General features: G+C 60.7%; 21 protein-coding genes. 2 read left to right on the top strand and 19 right to left on the bottom strand.

Features of this window, described 5'->3' with window-relative positions:
* Position 1: 1 nt before the first annotated feature.
* The 17 genes from lpxA to rpoZ form a co-directional block, all read right to left on the bottom strand.
* A complete protein-coding gene (lpxA, locus tag GMO_RS02485; RefSeq protein WP_008850682.1) occupies positions 2 to 859 on the bottom strand; it encodes an acyl-ACP--UDP-N-acetylglucosamine O-acyltransferase in 858 nt (285 codons plus the stop codon).
* A 4-nt stretch (positions 860 to 863) separates the two neighbouring features.
* The gene (gene fabZ, locus GMO_RS02480; protein ID WP_040507677.1) at positions 864 to 1,373 is read right to left on the bottom strand and encodes a 3-hydroxyacyl-ACP dehydratase FabZ; all 510 of its coding nucleotides are present in this window, start codon (positions 1,371 to 1,373) and stop codon (positions 864 to 866) included.
* Between the two features lie 110 nt (positions 1,374 to 1,483).
* Entirely contained in the window at positions 1,484 to 2,542 is a 1,059-nt protein-coding gene (gene lpxD / locus GMO_RS02475) for a UDP-3-O-(3-hydroxymyristoyl)glucosamine N-acyltransferase (RefSeq protein WP_008850680.1), read from the bottom strand.
* Between the two features lie 12 nt (positions 2,543 to 2,554).
* Positions 2,555 to 3,448, bottom strand: coding sequence for an OmpH family outer membrane protein (locus GMO_RS02470; RefSeq protein ID WP_040507375.1), 894 nt, complete (start codon positions 3,446 to 3,448; stop codon positions 2,555 to 2,557).
* 56 nt (positions 3,449 to 3,504) lie between these two features.
* The gene (bamA, locus tag GMO_RS02465) at positions 3,505 to 5,979 is read right to left on the bottom strand and encodes an outer membrane protein assembly factor BamA (RefSeq protein WP_008850678.1); all 2,475 of its coding nucleotides are present in this window, start codon (positions 5,977 to 5,979) and stop codon (positions 3,505 to 3,507) included.
* Positions 5,980 to 6,169: 190 nt separating this feature from the next.
* A complete protein-coding gene (rseP, locus tag GMO_RS02460; RefSeq protein ID WP_008850677.1) occupies positions 6,170 to 7,270 on the bottom strand; it encodes an RIP metalloprotease RseP in 1,101 nt (366 codons plus the stop codon).
* Positions 7,263 to 8,489, bottom strand: coding sequence for a 1-deoxy-D-xylulose-5-phosphate reductoisomerase (gene dxr / locus GMO_RS02455; protein WP_040507373.1), 1,227 nt, complete (start codon positions 8,487 to 8,489; stop codon positions 7,263 to 7,265). Before dxr ends, rseP begins: the two co-directional genes overlap by 8 nt.
* Complete coding sequence (locus tag GMO_RS02450; RefSeq protein ID WP_008850675.1) at positions 8,482 to 9,327, bottom strand: phosphatidate cytidylyltransferase; 846 nt, start codon at positions 9,325 to 9,327, stop codon at positions 8,482 to 8,484. The genes dxr and GMO_RS02450 overlap by 8 nt, the downstream gene beginning before the upstream one ends.
* Positions 9,324 to 10,004: a polyprenyl diphosphate synthase gene (gene uppS / locus GMO_RS02445; RefSeq protein WP_245528435.1), complete on the bottom strand. Its 681-nt coding sequence runs from the start codon at positions 10,002 to 10,004 to the stop codon at positions 9,324 to 9,326. Before uppS ends, GMO_RS02450 begins: the two co-directional genes overlap by 4 nt.
* Positions 10,005 to 10,099: 95 nt before the next feature.
* Positions 10,100 to 10,666, bottom strand: a complete 567-nt coding sequence (gene frr, locus GMO_RS02440) for a ribosome recycling factor (protein WP_008850673.1) — start codon at positions 10,664 to 10,666, stop codon at positions 10,100 to 10,102.
* A 69-nt stretch (positions 10,667 to 10,735) separates the two neighbouring features.
* Complete coding sequence (gene pyrH / locus GMO_RS02435; protein WP_040507676.1) at positions 10,736 to 11,473, bottom strand: UMP kinase; 738 nt, start codon at positions 11,471 to 11,473, stop codon at positions 10,736 to 10,738.
* A gap of 122 nt (positions 11,474 to 11,595) precedes the next feature.
* The gene (era, locus tag GMO_RS02430) at positions 11,596 to 12,483 is read right to left on the bottom strand and encodes a GTPase Era (RefSeq protein ID WP_040507372.1); all 888 of its coding nucleotides are present in this window, start codon (positions 12,481 to 12,483) and stop codon (positions 11,596 to 11,598) included.
* Positions 12,484 to 12,522: 39 nt separating this feature from the next.
* Entirely contained in the window at positions 12,523 to 13,257 is a 735-nt protein-coding gene (rnc, locus tag GMO_RS02425; protein WP_040507371.1) for a ribonuclease III, read from the bottom strand.
* Positions 13,254 to 14,069 carry a signal peptidase I gene (gene lepB / locus GMO_RS02420; RefSeq protein ID WP_008850669.1) on the bottom strand — a complete coding sequence of 272 codons (816 nt, stop codon included), beginning with the start codon at positions 14,067 to 14,069 and terminating at the stop codon, positions 13,254 to 13,256. Before lepB ends, rnc begins: the two co-directional genes overlap by 4 nt.
* A gap of 41 nt (positions 14,070 to 14,110) precedes the next feature.
* Positions 14,111 to 14,515 (bottom strand): holo-ACP synthase, encoded by a 405-nt coding sequence (gene acpS / locus GMO_RS02415; RefSeq protein ID WP_008850668.1) that lies wholly within the window; start codon positions 14,513 to 14,515, stop codon positions 14,111 to 14,113.
* A 4-nt stretch (positions 14,516 to 14,519) separates the two neighbouring features.
* Entirely contained in the window at positions 14,520 to 16,817 is a 2,298-nt protein-coding gene (locus tag GMO_RS02410) for a RelA/SpoT family protein (protein ID WP_008850667.1), read from the bottom strand.
* 35 nt (positions 16,818 to 16,852) lie between these two features.
* The gene (gene rpoZ / locus GMO_RS02405; protein WP_040507368.1) at positions 16,853 to 17,248 is read right to left on the bottom strand and encodes a DNA-directed RNA polymerase subunit omega; all 396 of its coding nucleotides are present in this window, start codon (positions 17,246 to 17,248) and stop codon (positions 16,853 to 16,855) included.
* A 194-nt stretch (positions 17,249 to 17,442) separates the two neighbouring features.
* Between rpoZ and GMO_RS02400 the strand changes: the two genes are divergently transcribed.
* Together GMO_RS02400 and GMO_RS02395 are read left to right on the top strand one after the other, a co-directional pair.
* Positions 17,443 to 18,045 carry a LabA-like NYN domain-containing protein gene (locus GMO_RS02400; protein WP_008850665.1) on the top strand — a complete coding sequence of 201 codons (603 nt, stop codon included), beginning with the start codon at positions 17,443 to 17,445 and terminating at the stop codon, positions 18,043 to 18,045.
* Positions 18,042 to 18,605: a uracil-DNA glycosylase family protein gene (locus tag GMO_RS02395; RefSeq protein WP_008850664.1), complete on the top strand. Its 564-nt coding sequence runs from the start codon at positions 18,042 to 18,044 to the stop codon at positions 18,603 to 18,605. The genes GMO_RS02400 and GMO_RS02395 overlap by 4 nt, the downstream gene beginning before the upstream one ends.
* On the opposite strand, the gene msrQ is transcribed toward GMO_RS02395, so the two are convergent.
* Together msrQ and msrP are read right to left on the bottom strand one after the other, a co-directional pair.
* Entirely contained in the window at positions 18,577 to 19,221 is a 645-nt protein-coding gene (msrQ, locus tag GMO_RS02390; protein WP_050801374.1) for a protein-methionine-sulfoxide reductase heme-binding subunit MsrQ, read from the bottom strand. The genes GMO_RS02395 and msrQ overlap by 29 nt on opposite strands.
* Complete coding sequence (gene msrP, locus GMO_RS02385; RefSeq protein WP_040507367.1) at positions 19,208 to 20,152, bottom strand: protein-methionine-sulfoxide reductase catalytic subunit MsrP; 945 nt, start codon at positions 20,150 to 20,152, stop codon at positions 19,208 to 19,210. Before msrP ends, msrQ begins: the two co-directional genes overlap by 14 nt.
* Positions 20,153 to 20,172 lie beyond the last annotated feature (20 nt).

Genomic DNA, 20,172 nt, shown 5'->3' with positions numbered 1-20,172 from the left:
CTCAGACTCCTTCGGTTTCGGACTGTCCTTCCTGTCGCGCCACCCGCGTCAGCCCGCGTCGGCTGGGCGCTTCCATAAAGTCCAGCATTTCGGCAATCCGCGGCAGATGCCCGTACTCACGACGCACCTCCGCAATGCGCGTTTCCAGAACCGTAGCCGAGCTGCCATGACGGGGATACAGCGTACGGAAGGCCCGGCGCATGGCCTGCATCTCTTCCGGCCCGACACCCGAACGCTTCAGGCCAATCCAGTTCAGACCGACAAGCCGCGCCCTATTGCCGAGAACACTGCCGTAAGGAATGACATCCATTTCCACACCGCAGACCCCGCCCACAACCGCACCCCGGCCGATACGGACAAACTGATGCAGCGCCGCGGATCCCATGATCTTGGCATCATCATCAATCTCGACATGGCCACCCATGACCACATTGTTGACGATGATGACCCGGTCTCCCAGCATGCAGTCATGCGCGACATGGGAATTGGCCATGATCAGGCAACGCGAGCCGATGCGGGTCAGGGCATGCCCCTGAGCCGTACCGCGATGAATGGTCACGTTTTCCCGCACAACCGTATGCGCACCGATTTCGCACAAGGTTGGTTCACCGGCATATTTGAGGTCCTGCGGCGCCATTCCGATCGTGACGAAGGGAAAGACCTCAACCTGCTCGTGCAGCGTGGTATATCCATCCACGATGACCGAGGCATGCAGATGAACGCCATCTGCGATGGTGACATGAGGGCCGACGCGGCACCAGGGGCCGATCCGCACATTCTCGCCAATCCGGGCCCGCTCATCCACGAGCGCCGTTGCGTGAATTTCTGCTGTTTCGGGTCGCTTGCCTGCCATCTGCATAGGATCAGCCCATAATCATGGCACTGAAGACTGCTTCGGCAACCGCCACGTCTCCAACCCGGGCAATGCCCTTGAATTTCCATACATTCGCCCGGGACCGCTCTTTCTCCACATGAATGCGGAGCTGATCGCCAGGACCGACGGGACGGCGGAACTTCGCGTTCTCGATCGTCATGAAATAGACCAGCTTCCCTTCGAAAGCCTTGCCAAGCGTCAGCACGACCAGCGTGGCAGCCGTCTGGGCCATGGCCTCGACAATCAGAACACCCGGCATCACGGGCCGCGCCGGGAAGTGCCCCTGGAAGAACGGTTCGTTGACCGTAACGTTCTTGACACCCACAGCGGCCTCACCGGCCTTGATCCCTTCCATCCGGTCAATCAGCAGGAAAGGATAGCGATGGGGGATCGCCTGCATGATCTGCATGATATCGATGCTCTCGGGAACCTGGGGAGATTCCACAGCCCCAGTCGCCACGGGGGTTGTCTGTTCAGCCGGAGCGTCCACTCGATCCATTTCTTCACCATGCCCTTGCATAGGGTTGCCTGTCATCTGCTGTCGCGACGACAGCACGGAGCGCTTCCTTAGCAAAGCTGCCTGCCGGAAGCCATCCATCACGCAGGCTCTTAATCGCTACTTTTTTTCGAGAGCTTCCGCAGCGTGGCAACATTCCGGAAAAATTCACGGAATGGCATGGCAGGACTGCCGATGACATCCGCGCCTGCGTCCACATCGGACATGACCCCGCACTGCGCGCCAATCCGGGCTTTCGAGCCAATCTTGATATGCCCGATCAACCCGGCCTGCGCGGCAATCGTGACAAAATCGCCCAGTTCCGTGGACCCCGAAATACCCGCCTGTGAGACAACGATACAGCAACGCCCAAGACGGGCATTATGGCCGATCTGGACCAGATTATCGATCCGCGTTCCGGCTCCGATGACAGTGTCACGCATGGACCCGCGGTCAATCGTCGAATTCGCCCCGATTTCCACATCATCCTCGATCACCACAAGACCGAGCTGAGGCACCGTCTCAAACCCGTTCGGACCAACCGCAAAACCGAATCCGTCCTGCCCGATACGGGCCCCGGCATACAGGATCACACGATGACCAATGCGGGCATGAGACACACTGGTATGGGACCCGATACGGCAACGCTCACCGATCTCGACACTGCGACCGATCGTGGCATGCGCGCCGATGATGGAACCCGCGCCTATGCGGACGCCATCCTCGATGACGGCAAAAGGCCCGATTTCAACATTGTCTCCGATCTCCGCATCCTTCCCCACGAAGGCTGAAGGATGCCGGAAGCCCGTCGAAGGCGAAGCCGGATGAAAAAGGGAAGCAACACGCGCCCAGGCCAGATAAGGCGTCTTGCAGACCAGCCCCGCCGTTGCTGGCGGGAGCTTGTCGGCAAAGGCCGGAGAGAGAATGACCGCGCCGGCTTTTGTTTCCGCCAGCAGAGGCAGGTAACGGCGGTTGTCCAGAAAGCTGACTTCATCGGGGCCGGCAACGTGAAGCGGCGCCACGCCCCGGAACAGCCTGCCCTGTTCTCCCTCGCGCGCGGGCTGGAGGTTACTTCCAGAGACTTCTGCCAGCCGGTCCAGTCCAAACGGACCGGCACGCAGAAAGAAACGTTCGTCGCCCGGACGGGCTTCGCTGGCAGAGATCTCGGTCACGAAACAGAAGCCTTAGTGATTCTGACGCAGGATGGACTGGGGAACAGGCGGCGGACCTACCCGTCCCGGCTCTTGCGGTCCTGAAGCCTGACGTTGCTCATCAGCCGTCGTGGGCATCTTGCCGGATTTCGCCAGCTGTTCAGGGTCCACACCATCAGCAGGAATGAAGACATGCGGCAGCGTCTTGTTCAGCTGCGAAGCCACTTCCTCGGTGATGTCCTGACCACCGACATGAAGAACAACCTGCTCGCTGTGCAGAACCAGGTTCATGTTGTGAGAACCGGCCACGGCCGCGATGATGCCGTTGGGCTGTTCGAGTTCACGCTCGATCTGATGGAACGCCACGGATGCGGCTTCCTGAATGACACGGGCCTGATTACCAAAATCCCGCTGGTCCTTTGCGCGACGCTCCTGCAGATGGCGCTCACGGATCTGGATCTGATCGGATGTCAGGGAGCGGGCCTGCGCCTGAAGCTTCTGCTGCTCCCCGCGCCAGGAGGCTTCCTCGCGCTGTACGGCCTGCGCAAGACGGTCACGCCGCGCACCCAGAACCTGCTGGATTTCCTGCACCGCGCTCGCCATCTGCATCACGGCCTGCACATTGACAACACCAATCACCGCAGTCGGCGGAGGCGCTGCCTTGGCAATGGTCGGAGGCGTCGGAATGGGCGGCAGCGGCAGGACGGGCGGCGTCTGCGGCTCAGCCTGTCCGCTGCTCTCCCCTTCTTCCTGCGGTTCGGCAGGAGCAGCAACGGGAACGCGACGAACCTGCCGAGGGGGAGCTTCCGGATGGGCGGTTTTCGGAACAAACCATCCGCCATTCCCGGCAGACTGGGCCTGCGCGCCTGGAGAAACGGCAAGAATGGTAACAGCCAGAAGCGCGCCGGCGGAAGCCGGGCGCATCATGGAAAACAGGGTCATGAACAACCTCTATGCAAGGGGTTGGAATAAGGAAGCAAAACTCAGAACTGCTGCCCGAAGCCGAAACGCAGCGGATACAGACGGTCACCCTTCTCGCGACGGATGGGAACCGCGCCGTCAATGTTCACGAGACCGAACGGACTTTTCCAGGAAATACCCAGGCCACCCGAAACACGCGGCGTCAGTGTATCACCATTGATCGGCGTATACGGGTATGTCGAGCTGTAACGCAGGGCGTAGTCCGTGTACTTATGTTTCACACGCAGGTCGGCAAGACTACCGGCATCAATGAAGCCACGCCCCGAAACGCCAAGGTCATCACCCATGGGCAGCGGGAAATTCAGCTGGGCGGAAGCCGTATACATGAAGCGGCCACCGAGAAGATCTTCCTGGCCCTGCTTCGGAATATAATCGTCATTCGGGCATTTGCCCGCCACCAGCGAAACGCCGCAGATATGGCCCGAACGAGGACCGACACCACCCTGAAGGAAGCCGCGCAGATTTTCACCACCAAGATAGAAGTTATCGATGATGTCCTTGTCGCTGCTGGAACTCCAGTCGCCCATGTAACCAACACCACCCTTGAACTGGAAAGTCCAGTCATGGCTGCCCGTCACGCTGTCGAGAGGCAGGTAATAGGCTCCGTCCGCCTTGAAACGATAGTATTTCGCACTGCCACCCAGACCGGCAAAGTCTCCACCGATCTTGCCCATATAACCTGAATGGGGGTTGGAACGACGGTCACGACGGTCATAGGTCAGCGAGGTGCTGATCTGGGACAGCAGGGACCAGCCAGCACTGTCCTGAACATACTGCGAAGGCACCCACTCGATCAGGGACGGATCCTGGGCTACCGCGGATTTGCTGTAGAAATTACCGACGTCACGATCGACAAGCGTGTAGCTGAAGCTCTGCGACAGGTAGCGGTTATAGGCATACCCAAGCCGCAGGCTCATGCCGTACTGCGCTTCCTTATAGCTCTGATACGTCTGGTAATCGTTCTCGATGAAGTAGAAATCCGCACCAGCCACGAGGTTCCGGTTCAGGAAGTACGGGTCGGTAACGGAAATATCCGCCTGCTTTTCATAATAGGCCACCGTACCGGAAACACCCGCGTCAATACCGGTTCCGAGCAGGTTATGCTGCTTGACGGCCGCATTACCCAGAACACCGACGTCAGTCGAGTAACCGCCACCCAGCGAGAATTCACCAGTCGGTTTTTCAAGAACATTGGCCGAGACGTTGACACGATCCGGAGCGGAGCCCTGTGTCTGCTCCACCGAAGAGCTCTTGAAATACCCCAGATCCTGAAGAGCCAGCTTGGAATACTTGCGATCGAACGGGGTGTACGGGTCGCCTTCCGCCATGGGCAGATTCCGGCGGATCACGTTATCACGGGTAATGGTATTACCGTTGATGTCGATGCGCTCGACATAGACATGTGGTCCCTCGGTAATATCAAAGAGCAGATCCACAACGCGCTTTTCAGGATTTCGCGCAATTTCCGAACGGACCATGGCGAAGGGATGCCCTTCTGCCTGCAGCCACTCCTGCATGTTGGTCGTGTTGTTCTGGATCGCCGTACCGTCATACCACTGATGCTTGAACAGCTCGATATGGCTGAGCATCATCTCGCGCGTCACATGGCGCACGCTGGAACGGACATCCATTTTCCCGATACGGTAACGGGGACCCTCATGAAGGGTAAACGTGATGTAAAAAGACTTGTGGTCCGGCGCCAGCTCACCTGTGGCGTCAATCATATGAAAATCAACAAAGCCGTTATGCAGGTAAAAACGACGCAAAAGTTCGGCGTCGTACTTTACGCGCTCGGGATTGTATTCATCCGAAGACGAGAAGAAGCGGTACCAGGCCGTTTCCTTGGAAGAAACAACCTGCGCCAGACGTGCTTCGCTGAAAGCATGGTTTCCGACGAAGACAATCTTCTTGATCAGGGTCTGCTGGGCTTCATTGATGTTGAAGACCACGTCCACACGGTTATGGGACAGCTTCACGATCTGCGGCGTGACGGTGGCGCCAAAGCGGGCTTTCGCCGCATACTGGTTCAGGATTTTCTGGCGGTCAGCGGCTGTTGTCTGTGACGAGAAAACCGCACGGGGACGCAGGCTGATTTCCTTGCGGAGATCCTCATCCTTCAGCGCGTGGTTTCCTTCGAACACGATGCGGTTCACGATCGGGTTCTCGACCAGGTCCACCTCAAGCGTGTTGCCATCACGATGAAGCGTCACGTCCTTGAACAGCCCTGTCGCGTACAGTGTTTTCAGGGAGCGGTCGAGGTCATCCTGATTGAACGTATCACCCGGCTGAGCCACCATGTAGGACAGCACGGTGCTCGTCTCGATGCGGGTATTTCCCTTCACCGAAATGGCCTGGATGATGTTGCTGCCAGGTGCTGCAGCGTGTGCTGCTGCCTGCTGATGACGAACAGAACGGGCCTGAGCCGTTCCGAGGGCGGTCGGCAACAGACACGCTGATGTCAGCAGCATCAGACGCATATGCGTGGACCGGGAACCTCTTGACCGTGATCCTGACAAACCGGCTTTCCTTGTAACAGATTTTTTAGCAGTCGCCTGACACGACGCGCTCTTGGGGAGGTATCCGATTATCCCCCCTCCACGCAAGACGTCCTGACGTATCGTAAAGTACCGGGGATAAGCCCCCCGGCACAATACTCATTTCACAGCGTCAGCTTCCGGCATGAAATATCCAGTGGAACAGGCCGAGATTGCTCAGATCATTGAAGGTGGAAAACAGAAAAAGCGCACCGATCAGAGCCATTCCCATCTGCATTCCGAGCTCCTGGACCCGGCGCGAGACAGGACGTCCCTGAATGGCTTCGACAATATAGAAAACCAGTCTTCCCCCATCGAGAACAGGAATGGGGAAAAGATTGATCAGTCCCAGATTGATGGACAGTAGCGCCATGAAAGAAATGATGCTGGCCATGCCGTAACTGGCCACCTGCCCCGAAAGCTGGGCGATTCGGATCGTTCCTCCGAGTTCCTTGGCGCTGCGCTGGCCACTGATGATCTGCCAGACACCCTGCAGGGTCTGGACCGATTTTGCCCAGGTTTCCTGCAATCCCATGACAAAGGCCTTCGGCACGGAAACCGGATGCCCCGGAGCGATCGCAAAACCGACCCCCAGCAGACCCACCTGATGGTTGCCGCTTTTCATCTGTCCCAGCGTGACCGGGAGAGACAGGTCCTGCGTACCGCGATGGACTTCGACGGTCGTCTTTTCGCCCGGTCGCGATGCAACCGTGGACATGACATCTTCGGCGCCATGAATGGTCAGGCTGCCAATTTTCGTGATGACGTCACCGGGCTGAATTCCAGCCTGTGCCGCAGCGCTTCCGGCGGAAATCTGGGTGATGTTGTCCCGAATAACCGGCTTGCCATAAACGGCGAACAGCAGCGTGAAGGCCAGAATTGCGAAAAGAAAATTGAACACCGGCCCCATGACGATGACGAGGGAACGTGATCCTACCGGCTTGTCATGAAACGTCCTGCCCGGGATCCAGGCGGCTTTCTGCTCGTCCGTGGCTTCCTCGGGCCCCTCGAATCCATGAGGCTTGACGAAGCCCCCCAGAGGGATGGCGCTGATCCGCCACTCGGTTCCCGCCTTGTCGTACCAGCGATGGATCGCCGGTCCGAAACCGATGGAAAATGTCTCGACCTTCACACCACGCCAGAGGGCCGCAAGATAGTGTCCCAGCTCGTGGATGAAGACCAGAATGCCCAGGATCAGTACGTAAGCCAGAATGGTGCGCAGAAGATCATGCATGCAGAATGGTCTCGCTCACATCGTTACGCAGACGCCCGCTGGTCCGCAGGATGTGCTCCTCCGCCAGCGCCCGCCCGCGGGCATCCCATGCCAGGACCTCATCCAGCGTCGTCAGTTCGGGATTTTCGGTCATGGCCTGAAGGGCGGCGTCAATCGTCTCCCCGATGCCGAGGAAACCAATCCGGCGGTTCAGGAAAGCCTCCACCGCCACTTCATTGGCCGCCGAGAACACCGCCGGCGCCGCCCCACCAGCCCGCAGGACCTGCCGGGCCAGACGCAGGGGCGCAAACCGTACCTCGTCAGGCGCTTCGAAGGTCAGTTGCCCGTAAGCGGCAAGGTTCAGCCGTTCGCATGGGGTCTCCATCCGCCGGGGCCAGGCCAGCGTATGGGCGATGGGAATGCGCATGTCGGCCGATCCCATCTGGGAGACGAGACTTCCATCGCGGAACTGCACCAGACCATGAACCACCGACTGCGGATGAACCAGAACATCAATCCGGTCCTCCGTGAGCCCGAACAGACGCGCAGCCTCGATGACTTCCAGCCCCTTGTTGGCCATGGACGCTGAATCGATCGTGATTTTCGCCCCCATCGACCATGTCGGATGACGGAGCGCCTTTTCAGGCGTAGCCGCCCGCATCTCTTCCAGCGTGGACTGCCGGAACGGGCCACCAGATGCCGTCAGAATGATCTTTTCGACCGCTTCCATGTCGTTGCCACCCAAGGACTGGGCAATGGCGTTATGTTCCGAATCGACAGGCAGGAGCTTGGCCCCGGCTTCCGCCACAACGCGCAGCATCACATCGCCCGCACAGACCAGCGCTTCCTTGTTGGCCAGCGCCACGGACCGGCCATTGCGCGCGGCTGCGAGTGTCGGCTCTAGCCCCGCCGCCCCCGTGATGGCGGCCATGGTCCAGTCTGCTTCCATCGCCCCGGCCTCAATGACGGCCTGACGCCCCGCGGCGGTTCGCACCCCGGAACCGGCAAGACGCGACTTCAGCTCGTCGTGCAGCTCCTCGTCATGAATGACGGCGAGTCCCGCCTTCAGTTCCCGGGCCTGCTCGGCCAGAAGGGCCACGTTCCGCCCTCCCACCAGAGCGCGGACCTCGATTTCATCCGGCATCCGCCTGAGCAAATCCACCGTGGATGTCCCGATGCTGCCCGTACTGCCCAGCACGGTTATGCGACGCCGTGTCCCGCTGACAGAACCGTCAGTCATGCGAAAGACTCCCCTGAGAAATGGTATGATGTGCAGACCCGCCAGCCAGATCCGCGGGTGTAACTGACCAGAAAACCTGGCCAGACGCGGCCAGGGACAGCAGGGCCGCCAGCGGGACCGCCGCGAGAAGACCGTCAAACCGGTCCAGCAGACCGCCATGCCCCGGAATGAGCCGCCCGGAATCCTTGACGCCAAGACGACGCTTCACGGCGCTCTCCAGCAGGTCCCCGCTCTGGGAAAACATACCCAGAACAGCGCCCCACGCAAAACCGCCCGCAACATGCCCCGATCCGGAAAGAAACGCGACAGCACCTCCGGCACAGGCCGCACCAACCAGGCCGCCAAGGGCACCGGACCGGGTCTTGCCCGGCGAAATGGTGGGAGCAAGCTTCGGTCCACCGAAAATCCGCCCCGTCACATAAGCCGCGCTGTCACTCGCGATGACGACGGACAGGACAAACAGGACGGAAGGGATCCCGGCCGGGAGATGGCGCAGCCAGAGCAGCGACAGCCCCCCGAAAATGGACACGATGACGGGCATCGCAGGGAAAGTACCGAGCATAAGCGCAGGCAAGGCCATCCACACCGCACTCCGCCAGTCTCCGTGCAGCGCCGCCGCCCCAGCGATGAGCGGCCACAGAAGGAGCAGCACGCCACGCCAGCTTTTCAGAGGCTGCCCCAGAAGCGTCTCGCCCTCCCAGACCAGCCCGAACATCGCCAGCAGGATCAGCGCGTCATAAACGGGACCGCCCTGCCAGATACAGAACCCGGCGACGGAAACGAGCACAACCGCCGACATCAGCCGCAGACGAAGATCGGACCAGCGGGAGGAACTCATGACGGCCGCCCTCCGAAACGCCGCTTCCGCCCGGCATAGCGGGACAGGGCCTCAAGAAATTCCGCTTCCCCGAAATCGGGCCACAGGACGTCCATGAACACCAGTTCGGCATAAGCGCTCTGCCAGAGCAGGAAATTGGAAAGCCGACACTCCCCGCTGGTCCGGATGACCAGATCCGGATCCGGCATGTCAGCCGTCTGGAGCGCAGCCGCCAGCAGCGTCTCATCGATGCTGGCAGGGTCCAGTTCCCCCCGGCTGACCCGTAGGGCCAGCGTGCGCGCGGCCTGCGCAATATCCGCCCGCCCACCATACGACAGGGCCAGCGTCAGGGTCAGAGTTTCATTATTGAGGGTCTTGGCCTCCGCCCGCTGCAACTCTTCCCGCAGTGCACCTTCAAACCGCTCAGGCTCCCCGATGATGCGCAGACGCACGCCCTGCTCGTGAAGTTCGTTCAGCTTGTGACGCAGGTAAAAGCGCAGAAGGGACGTCAGATCACCCACTTCCTGCGCGGAGCGACGCCAGTTTTCCGAGGAAAACGCGTAAAGCGTAAGATAACGGACACCCTGACGGATGGCCGAACGCACACAGTCCTGTACCGCCTCGGCCCCCTGCCGGTGCCCGGCAGCCACAGGCAGCTTGCGCGCATGCGCCCAGCGGCCGTTCCCATCCATGATCATGGCGACATGCACGGGAACGACCGGTCCTTCTCCATCCGGAGTGGACGGCAGGGCGGCAACGGGATGAGGAAGGGAACCAGCAGCCAAGAGAAGGGTCAGACCTGCTTGATCTCGCGTTCTTTGTCCGCAAGAACGTCGTCAACCTTCTTGACGTACTGATCCGTCAGCTTCTGGATCGCATCCGTCCAGCTCTTCATGTCGTCCTGGCTGATTTCGCTTTTCTTCTCCAGCGCCTTGGTCTGCTCCATGCCGTCACGACGCACACCACGCACGGCAATCTTGGCGTTCTCCGCATAGCGGCTGGCCGCACGGGCCAGTTCGTTGCGGCGTTCTTCCGTCAGGGCGGGAATGGGAACACGGATCGTCTGGCCGTCGGCAGCTGGGTTCAGACCCAGCCCGCTGTCACGGATGGCGCGCTCCACGGCTCCCACGACTGTCCGGTCCCAGACCGAAACCGTCAGCATCCGGGCTTCCGGAACGGCAATGGACCCGACCTGCGACAGCGGCACTTCCGACCCATAGGCCTCGACCCGTACCGGTTCCAGCAGGTTCGGACTGGCCCGACCGGAACGCAGGCCGGAAAGGTCACGGCGGAGACTTTCCATCGCGCCATCCATCCGGCGCGTCAGGTCAGCGATGAGGTCTTTCAGGTCAGCAGGCATTGAGCTGTTCCTCTCTGATTCAACAGGGGCCCGCAACACGGACCCCGAAAATTCGCTGGCTGTGAAGCCTTACTCTGCTTCGACAACCTTGGTGAAGCGGCCTTCGCTGCGGACAACGGCGCCAAAAGCCCCGGGAGCATGCATGTTGAAGACCACGATGGGCAATTTATTTTCACGGGCAAGACTGATCGCCGCCGCATCCATGACGTTGAGCTGACGGGCCAGCACGTCCATGTATGTCAGCCGGTCATAACGCTCGGCATCCGGATTGCGGCGCGGATCATCGGAATAGATTCCATCGACCTGCGTCCCCTTGAACAGGGCGTCGCACTCCATTTCATTGGCGCGCAGCGCCGCGGCGGTATCCGTCGTGAAGAACGGATTACCCGTGCCCGCGGCGAAAATCACCACACGCCCTTTTTCCATGTGGCGCACGGCCCGGCGCCGGATATACGGCTCGGCAATGGCCGACATGTGAATGGCGGTCATGACGCGCGTCTCAAGCCCCTGCCGTTCCAGACCGTTCTGGAGCATCAGGGCGTTGATGACGGTGGCGAGCATGCCGGCATAATCGCCCTGCGCCCGGTCCATGCCGCGCGCGGCGGCCGACAGACCACGGAAGATGTTGCCACCTCCCACCACCAGACAGACCTGAACGCCAGACTTCACCACTTCGGCGATGTCGGCGGCCACCATGTCCACCATTTCCGGATCGACACCGGACGACCCGTTGCCCATCAGCGCCTCACCGGACACTTTCAGCAGGACGCGTTTATAGGAGGGCGTTTCTTCTCGTTTTTCGGTCATCATGCGCGTCTCTGGCTGGGTTGTCTTGACGTGGGCCTGTCATACAGACGCAAGGGGCTGCGAACAAGCAAAGGGAGCAGGAAGAGATGAAACACCTCCCGCCCCGGGCAGCGGAACCCCGCTCAGTCCTCTAGGCCGATTGCCCTCAGACGGGCCTTTTCCTCGTCCCATCCGGCCCGTTCCTTGACATTGAGGAACAGATGACACGTCCGGCCCAGAAGGTCCTGAAGCTCGGCGCGGGCCCGGGCCCCGATCGACTTGATCTTGTGCCCCCCCTCCCCGATCAGGATCGCCTTGTGGCCGGGACGGGACACATAGATCGTCACCTCGATCCGCACCGAACCGTCAGGACGCTCCTTGAAACTTTCGGTCTCAACGGTCGCCTGATAGGGAATTTCCTCATGCGTCTGCATGAAGATCTGCTCCCGCACCAGTTCGGCGGCCAGCAGACGGTCAGGCAGATCGGTCAGGTCATCCTCGGGATAAAGATACGGCCCCTCCGGCAGTTCGGCGGCCAGACGGTCCATCAGATCCTTCACGCCATCCCCCGAACGGGCGCTGAGCATGAAGACATGCTCCACCGGAATGAGGTCACTGATCTCTCTGGTCAGGGGCAGCAACTCTGCACGGTCGACGAGATCCGTCTTGTTCAGCACCAGCCAGACGCGTTTCCCGCTTCCCGCCAGACGGCCGATGATTTCACGCACGTCATCCCGCAGACCGGCTTTCGCATCCACCAGCAACAGGGTCAGATCGGCATCCTGTGATCCCGTCCACGCAGCATTGACCATCGCACGGTCCAGCCTGCGCCGCGGCTTGAAGATGCCGGGCAGATCCACAAGAATGATCTGCGCGCCCTCATGCATGACGATGCCCAGCGTCCGGAAACGGGTCGTCTGGGCCTTGGGGCTGACGATGGACAGCTTGGCGCCGGCCAGTCGGTTCAGAAGAGTCGATTTACCGGCATTCGGTGCGCCGACAAGGGCCACGAAGCCGCAACGCGTGGTCATGTTCTGGTCCTTTTCCACTGGCGTCCCTCCACGAGTCGCTCAGGAAGCCACATGCTGGCCAAGTTTTCTGAGAAGATCGGTCGCCGCCGCACTTTCCGCCAGCCTTTTGCTACCGGCCGTTCCCTGCCCCGTCCTGTCCTGCGCGCTCACCCCCACCCGGAACACCGGCGCATGGGACGGCCCTTCCGACGACAGCAGCTCATACTGTGGCAGAGGCAGACCCTTGGACAGGAGATATTCCTGAAGCAGCGTCTTGGGCTCCTTGTGCGGACGGGCCTGACTGTCGATCCGGAAATCCCAGTACTGGCGGACGACACGCCGCGCCGGCTCCATGCCACCGTCCAGATAAAGCGCCCCAAGCAGGGCCTCCATCGCATCCGCACGGATGCTGGAAAGACGGCGGATGCCCGCGCTTTCCTCATGGGGAGAAATCTGGAGGGCCTCCTCCAGTTCCAGATCATCGGCAATATCAGCCAGAACGGTCCGGGACACGAGATGGGCATGCCTGGGGCCAAGTGCGCCTTCCTGCTCCTCGGGATAACGCTCCAGCAGCCATTCCGCCATCAGCAGCCCGAGCACACGATCCCCAATGAATTCAAGCCGCTCGTTCGAGCCCGTGCCCTTCGGAGGCTGCGCCTTCCGGGACCGGCGGGGATCACGACCGGATACGGCCGAACGGTGGGTCAGGGCTTCACGCAGGAGTTCAGGCCGGGAAAATGTATGCCCGAGAACCCGCTCCATCCTGTCCATGGCGTCTTTGAGAGTAAGCTTCATGTGACGAGATGCAGAAAACGGTTCCAGCGGATTTCGGCCGGCCAGTACCAGAACGCCCAGACAGGATGCCGCATATCGACGGAAAACAGGACAACAGGCGCCCGTCCCACCAGATTTTGCATCGGCACGAAACCAAGATCATCCGGACCATCACCTTGGAAACGGCTGTCCGCACTGTCATCCCGGTCATCACCCATGGCGAAGAAATACCCGTCCGGCACCACGTATTCCGGGGTGTCGTTGGCAAAGCCTTCATCCGTCAGCTTCAGGATGTCATGCACAACCGGCTGGCGCCCGTTGCTGCCCGGCAGATGCTCCCGGTACCGCTCCCCGCTCAGGAGACGGTTGTTTTCATCCAGCGTCTGATAGTGCCCGAGAGAATCACGCGGAACCTCAAGGCCATTGAGATAAAGCTTGCCACCGGTCATCTGGATATGATCGCCCGGCAGCCCGACAACCCGCTTGATGTAATCAATCGACGTATCATGCGTGTAACGGAAAACCGCCACATCCCCGCGATGCGGCTCGGAACCAAGGATACGCCCGCTGAACAGATTGGGAGAAAAGGGAAAGGAGAACCGCGAATAACCGTAACTGAACTTCGTGACCAGCACGAAATCCCCGATCTGCAGAGTGGGGATCATGGACCCGGATGGAATATTGAACGGCTCCACCACCATCGAGCGGACGGCAAAGACAGCCAGCAGCAATACGCCAAAATACCGCAGGCTTTCCCCGAACGTCTCTTCACGACGGGCGGGTTTCTCGCCTGAACTGTCAGAACCCTGCACGGGCTTGTTCTCCTGTGTCATGATCCCGCTCTTAACGCAGGTTGGCCTTAATGGCGAGCGCTTCACGTCCTGACGGACTGAATGAGAACCTGCGCCAGGGCAAAAGGCGGATCATCCGTCATGCTGAGAAGCACCTCCGCCCGGCTGCCTTCCGGCGCCAGCCCCTCCAGCACCTCCCGCGCGCGTCCCCGCAGAGCCAGACGGGGCGCTCCCTTCCCGTCATTGCAGACGCCGATGTCCTGAAGCTGCACACCCTGCGCAAAGCCGGTCCCCAGAGCCTTGGCGCAGGCTTCCTTTGCTGCCCAGCGCTTGGCATAGCTCCCCATCCGCGCTGCTCCCGCAAGTCTGTCCGCATGAGCGCGCTCGGCCTCCGTATAGACCCGCGCGAGAAACCGGTCCCCGAAGCGCGCGATGCTGCGTTCAATCCGGGAAATCATGCACAGATCCGTCCCCATCCCGAGGATCACGCCGTCATCCCTTCGCGCGCTCGACCTGCATGACGCCCACCGCCGTCCGGAAGGCCGCAATCAGCGTGGAAAGATGACGAAGATCCCGGACTTCCAGATCCACGAGGATCTCCATGAAATCCAGCTGCCGGTTCACGATCTTCAGGTTCACGACACTGCCATGATGCTTGGCGGCCGTGTTGGTCAGCGTCGCCAGCACTTCCGGCTCATTGGTCGCCACGACAGACAGTCGCGCCGTATAGGGCGCGGCATCCTTGCGGCGGCCCAGAGCCTCGTAATCCCAGTCGATTTCCAGAAAACGTTCCGGCGTCTCCGCGAAGACCGACAGGTTCTGGCACCCGCGCCGATGCACCGTGATGCCCTTGCCCTGCGCAATGATGCCCACAATCGGATCCCCGGGAAGCGGGCGGCAGCAACCGGCGAAGCTGGTGGCGATCCCGGCACCCACGCCCTTGAGGATCGTCCCGGAGGCAGGCGCGCTGGAACGGGACGTACTGCTCCCCGCCCCCAGCATCAGCGACTGACCGAAGCGCGGAGAAAGCCCGGGCACCATACGCGGCGCCCGCACGCTCTGCCGCAGCTCCGGATAGGCCGCGTTCACGACATCCCGCGGTCCCGTCTGTCCGTTGCCGACCGAAACATACAGGTCTTCCACGCTGGTCTGCCGGAGCTCCTTGAGAACACCCTCCAGAACCTTTTCGGAACCATCCACACCTTCCTGACGGAAAGCCTTGGCAATAGCAGCCCGTCCGTTGTCCAGATTCACCTGCCGCTGCTGCTGGGCAACAAACCGCCGAACGCGGGCCCGCGCCTTGCCGGTGACGACAAACCGTTCCCAGGACGGCGACGGCGTGCCACCCCGGGCCGTCATGATCTCGACCTGATCGCCATTCTGAAGCTCATGCCGCAAAGGCATGAGACGGCCATTTACCTTCGCTCCAACGCAGCTGTCACCGACCTGGCTATGCACGGCATAGGCAAAATCGACCGGCGTTGCGCCCCGCGGCAGAGAGATGAGCTGGCCCTTGGGCGTGAAGCAGAAAACCTGGTCCTGATAGAGCTCCAGCTTGGTGTTTTCGAGGAATTCGTCCGGCGCCTGACTGTCCTCCAGGATTTCCAGCAGATCCTGAACCCAGCGCAGCTTGCGGGTATGCGCCCCGAACGCTGACGAAAGAGCCGCGGCCTCCCGCTCGCTCGGCGTCGCGCTCTCCTTGTAAGACCAGTGCGACGCCACACCGTTCTCAGCCAGATCGTGCATTTCTTCCGTGCGTATCTGCACTTCGATCTTCTGGTTACGCGGATGCCGCAGGGTCACACCCGTATGAAGGCTCTGGTAACCATTGGCCTTGGGGGTGGAGATATAGTCCTTGAAACGCCCAGCAATCATCGGATAGGCGCCATGAATCGCGCCCAGCGCCGCATAACAGGCATCCCGCGTGGGAACGATCAGCCGGAACGCCATGATGTCCGAGAGCTGCTCAAACGCCACATTGCGTCGCTGCATCTTCTCCCAGATGGAAAAGGGCGATTTTTCCCGCCCCGTAACCTCGAACCTCTCAACACCCACCTCCGTGCAGAGCGCCGACAGTTCACGGCGGACCTGCTCGATGACATCCGCCCCCTGCCCGCGCAGAAAGTTCAGACGGGCACGGATGGACGCATCCGCCTCAGGCTCAAGCTGGGCGAAGGACAGGTTCTGGAGTTCCGTCTTGACGCGATCCATGCCGATACGCTCGGCCAGAGGCGCGTAAATATCCATCGTCTCGCGTGCGATACGCTGCCGGCGGTCCTGCCGCTGGACGTAATGCAGCGTGCGCATATTGTGCAGACGATCCGCCAGCTTGACGATCAGGACACGGATATCCCGCGACATGGCGAGCACAAGCTTGCGGAAATTCTCGGCCTGTTTTGTCCGGTCGGATTGCAGTTCAAGGCGCGTCAGCTTCGTCACGCCGTCTACAAGGGCAGCGACATCCTCGCCGAAACGGGCCTGAAGCGACACGCGCGAAATGCCCGTGTCCTCGACGGTATCATGCAGCAGCCCGACCATGATGGACGTCACATCCATCCGGAAACCGGCCAGGATATTCGCTACGGCAATGGGATGGGTGATGTAGGCGTCGCCATTGTCGCGACGCTGCCCGTCATGGGCATCGGCCGCCACATCATAGGCGGCCTCGACCAGAGAAAGATCGGCCTGTGGATCGTAACTTCTGATCCGCCGCAGAAGCCCGCTGATGGAGGGCTTGAAATCGCCGGTAGCGCCGGCAGTCTGCGGTTCGGGAGAGGATGTATCAGGCATGAGACACCCTCTCTTTCAGCAGGGTGAGTGAAAAATCAGCGGCGTCCCCGGCCACCCAGAGCGGTTTCAATCGCCGAAGCCTCGTCCGGAGACATGTTGTCCGCCATATGTGCGTGCTCTTCTTCGGCGGAGACATCCTGAAGACCAAAGATGTTCTGATCCGTCGGGATCAGATCCATCACTTCCTCATCAACAGGCTCAGGCTCGGGAGCGCGCGTCAGGGAGCGGATGATGCCTTCGCGCAGAACATCGAGACCGACCTTGTCTTCCGCAATCTCACGCAGCGCGACAACCGGGTTCTTGTCGTTATCGCGATCGACCCGCAGCTCCTCGCCCCGGGACAGGCCACGTGCGCGCTGGGCGGCCAGCAGGACCAGTTCGAAACGGTTAGGAACCTTCTCGATGCAATCTTCGACGGTTACACGCGCCATGCGGCTGGCCCCCTTCGGGTAAAACAACAGGATTTCAAACGAATGGTCCACCTATCATAAAGGTGGCCAAAATGCAATGCCTGCTTTCGCAATCCATAAAATGAACCCGGGCACTTGCAAGCTCGTTCGCAGCATGAGAGCAGCACTCCGCTCCAATCGCAGCAAAACATATTTTAAAAATTCAGGATTGCCACATGCTTCTACGCCAGAATGAACGTACTGCTCTTTTTATCGATGGCGCAAGTCTGCACCATGCCGCCCGGAATCTCGGTTTCGAGGTGGATTTCCGCAGCCTGAGGACCCTTTTTGAAAGCCAGTGCCTGTTCCAGCGTGCCTTCTATTACGCCGCCATGCCCGAAACGGACGACTACTCCCCCCTTCGTCCGCTGACCGACTGGTTGGCCTATAACGGTTATCACCTCGTTCTGAAAAATGCGCGGGAGTTTACGGATCATTCAGGAAGACGCCGTATCAAGGGAAACATGGATGTCGAACTGACCGTGGATCTTCTGGAGCAGGCCAACCGCCTCGATCACGCCGTGATCATCAGCGGGGATTCCGACCTGCGGCGCGCCGTCGAGGCCGCGCAGTCCCATGGCGTGCGCGTAACCGTCATCTCCTCGATGCGCTCCACCCCGCCCATGATCGGTGACGACCTGCGCCGTCAGGCGGACCGCTTCGTGGAACTGGGGGACATCGCATCTTCCTTCACGCGCCGCCAGGCCGAGCCCCGCGTCCGTCAGGCACCGGTCCGTCATCCAGCCGACATCAACAGCGACGAGACCAGCGATTCATGACCCTTCAGGCCCATTCCGGAACCGCATCCACCCTCCCTCCTCCAGCGGCCGGAACCGGGCCAGAGTCATCAGGAAGCGGACCAATTTCCGCAGAAATCCTGATCGTCTGCCTGGAGCCGGAACGGGCCTTTCCCATCCTCGCGGACTTCCTGCGCGACTGTAACATCGTTCTGGGCCTACCCGGCGCACAGCAGAACCAGATCACAGGACGCCTGACCTCCGTCATGGCCGACCTGCCGGCCGACGCCCTCCCCTTGCCGACGGACCTGCAGGAACGCAGCATGGCGCTGTGCGCGGAGCTACAGTCCATGCGTCAGCTCCGCATGGTGCTCACACTGGGCGTTACAGCCCATATTGCCGTGCTGGGCGCCTGCGGCATCCCCCTGTCGCGGCTGGATTTCCGTCCCGGGCACATCACCCGCCTTCCCGACGGCCTCCTCCTTGCGGATGGCTGCCATTTCCCGGATGCGACCACCCCGGCTGATCTTCTGACCCGGAGACACCAGACCCTGACGGACCTGATCCCGGAGATCAGACGGGCCCTGCGCCCGGACGCCTGACAGTCCGAAGGAAGTTTTTCACAAACGGAAGACGGCTCATCAGCACAGCAGCCATGATACTCAGGTAAAATCCTGTCGTGCTGTTCAGCGTCTTGAACGACAGGAAGAAATGCAGGCTGGCCAGACAGGCGCTCGGATAGATCAGCCAGTGCAACCGCTTCCAGCCCCGCTTCAGCCAGCGCATGGATGCAGCATTTGACGTCAGCGCCAGCGGAAACAGCAGAAGCAGCGCCATCATGCCAAAAATCAGAAACAGCCGGCTGGTGATGTCCTTCCACAGGACGTGCCAGTCAAAATGGATATCCAGCCCCACATAGGCGCAGAAATGCAGCAGGGCATAGAAAAAAGCCAGCAGCCCCGTCAGGCGGCGGTATCGCAGCAGGTTTATGCCCGTAATCGCCCGCAGAGGCGCCAGCATCAGGCACAGGGTCAGAAAACGGAAAGCCCATAATCCGAGCGAACGCTCAAAGACATTGACCGGGTCCGCGCCAAGCTGGCCATGCTGCCCCTGCCAGAGAAGCCATCCCGCAGGTACCAGTCCGATCGGATAAAGGACAATCCGCCAGTGCCGACGCAGCATCCGCATCCCTGCTGGCAGTCGCTCAGAAACTGGCATGCAGGTCCATACCGCGATACAGCCCCGCCACTTGCTCCCCATAGCCATTGAACATCAGCGTCGGCTGCCTTTTCTCGCCAAACAGGGTCGCAGAACCGATGACCCGCTCACTGGCCTGGCTCCAGCGCGGATGATCCACCTGCGGATTGACGTTGGCATAAAAGCCATATTCATCCGGAGCCAGACGGTTCCATGTCGTTGGCGGCTGATCCTCGACCAGCCGGATGCGGCGGATGGACTTGATACCCTTGAAACCGTATTTCCAAGGCACGACGAGCCTGATCGGCGCGCCGTTCTGGTTGGGCAGGCTCTCCCCGTAAATCCCGACCGCCAGCAGCGTCAGGGGATTCATGGCCTCGTCCAGCCGCAGCCCCTCCACATACGGCCACTCAATACCCGAAAGACCAGAATCCTGCCCGGGCATTTCCGCAGGCCGGAGCACACTGTCAAAAGCAACATAGCGGGCGCGGGAATCAGGCTCCGCAGCCTGAAGGATTTTCGCAAGCGGAATACCATCCCACGGAATGACCATCGACCACGCTTCCACACAGCGCATGCGATAGATCCGCTCTTCAATATCCGGAGAGCGAAGCAGCGCCCCAACGTCTATCTGCTGCGGCTTTTTCACGAGCCCCGCGATTTCGAGCGTCCATGGCAGGGGATGGAAACTGTCCGCATGAAGGGCAGGATCATCCTTCCCCATGCCGAATTCGTAGAAATTATTATAGCCCGTCACGTTCGGCTTCGGTGTCGGCTGAAGCGCGGCCGAATAGGGCCCGGGATGGGTCTGAAGCGTCTCGGCGGAGGCTGACTGGCTCATGGCCGCCAGCAGCGCAGCCGCTCCGCCCCCCAGCATGTGCCTGCGCGAGAGATAGACCGAACGCGGCGTAATTTCCGACGGGCGCGGCAATGTGTAACGGAAGGAACCCATGATCAATTTCCTGCCCGGGG

Source organism: Gluconobacter morbifer G707 (assembly GCF_000234355.1).
In the GTDB taxonomy this organism is placed as follows: domain Bacteria; phylum Pseudomonadota; class Alphaproteobacteria; order Acetobacterales; family Acetobacteraceae; genus Gluconobacter; species Gluconobacter morbifer.
The sequence above is the reverse complement of the archived record's forward strand: the minus strand, read 5'-3'. Positions and strand labels throughout refer to the sequence as shown.

What these genes read in the sequence shown, in the direction of transcription:
- lpxA (WP_008850682.1), bottom strand. Translation starts at nt 859, where the DNA reads ATGCAGATGGCAGGCAAGCGACCCGAAACAGCAGAAATTCACGCAACG.
- fabZ (WP_040507677.1), bottom strand. Translation starts at nt 1,373, where the DNA reads ATGGATCGAGTGGACGCTCCGGCTGAACAGACAACCCCCGTGGCGACT.
- GMO_RS02470 (WP_040507375.1), bottom strand. Translation starts at nt 3,448, where the DNA reads ATGATGCGCCCGGCTTCCGCCGGCGCGCTTCTGGCTGTTACCATTCTT.
- bamA (WP_008850678.1), bottom strand. Translation starts at nt 5,979, where the DNA reads ATGCGTCTGATGCTGCTGACATCAGCGTGTCTGTTGCCGACCGCCCTC.
- rseP (WP_008850677.1), bottom strand. Translation starts at nt 7,270, where the DNA reads ATGCATGATCTTCTGCGCACCATTCTGGCTTACGTACTGATCCTGGGC.
- dxr (WP_040507373.1), bottom strand. Translation starts at nt 8,489, where the DNA reads ATGACTGACGGTTCTGTCAGCGGGACACGGCGTCGCATAACCGTGCTG.
- GMO_RS02450 (WP_008850675.1), bottom strand. Translation starts at nt 9,327, where the DNA reads ATGAGTTCCTCCCGCTGGTCCGATCTTCGTCTGCGGCTGATGTCGGCG.
- uppS (WP_245528435.1), bottom strand. Translation starts at nt 10,004, where the DNA reads ATGATCATGGATGGGAACGGCCGCTGGGCGCATGCGCGCAAGCTGCCT.
- frr (WP_008850673.1), bottom strand. Translation starts at nt 10,666, where the DNA reads ATGCCTGCTGACCTGAAAGACCTCATCGCTGACCTGACGCGCCGGATG.
- pyrH (WP_040507676.1), bottom strand. Translation starts at nt 11,473, where the DNA reads ATGACCGAAAAACGAGAAGAAACGCCCTCCTATAAACGCGTCCTGCTG.
- era (WP_040507372.1), bottom strand. Translation starts at nt 12,483, where the DNA reads ATGACCACGCGTTGCGGCTTCGTGGCCCTTGTCGGCGCACCGAATGCC.
- rnc (WP_040507371.1), bottom strand. Translation starts at nt 13,257, where the DNA reads ATGAAGCTTACTCTCAAAGACGCCATGGACAGGATGGAGCGGGTTCTC.
- lepB (WP_008850669.1), bottom strand. Translation starts at nt 14,069, where the DNA reads ATGACACAGGAGAACAAGCCCGTGCAGGGTTCTGACAGTTCAGGCGAG.
- GMO_RS02410 (WP_008850667.1), bottom strand. Translation starts at nt 16,817, where the DNA reads ATGCCTGATACATCCTCTCCCGAACCGCAGACTGCCGGCGCTACCGGC.
- rpoZ (WP_040507368.1), bottom strand. Translation starts at nt 17,248, where the DNA reads ATGGCGCGTGTAACCGTCGAAGATTGCATCGAGAAGGTTCCTAACCGT.
- GMO_RS02400 (WP_008850665.1), top strand. Translation starts at nt 17,443, where the DNA reads ATGCTTCTACGCCAGAATGAACGTACTGCTCTTTTTATCGATGGCGCA.
- GMO_RS02395 (WP_008850664.1), top strand. Translation starts at nt 18,042, where the DNA reads ATGACCCTTCAGGCCCATTCCGGAACCGCATCCACCCTCCCTCCTCCA.
- msrQ (WP_050801374.1), bottom strand. Translation starts at nt 19,221, where the DNA reads ATGCCAGTTTCTGAGCGACTGCCAGCAGGGATGCGGATGCTGCGTCGG.
- msrP (WP_040507367.1), bottom strand. Translation starts at nt 20,152, where the DNA reads ATGGGTTCCTTCCGTTACACATTGCCGCGCCCGTCGGAAATTACGCCG.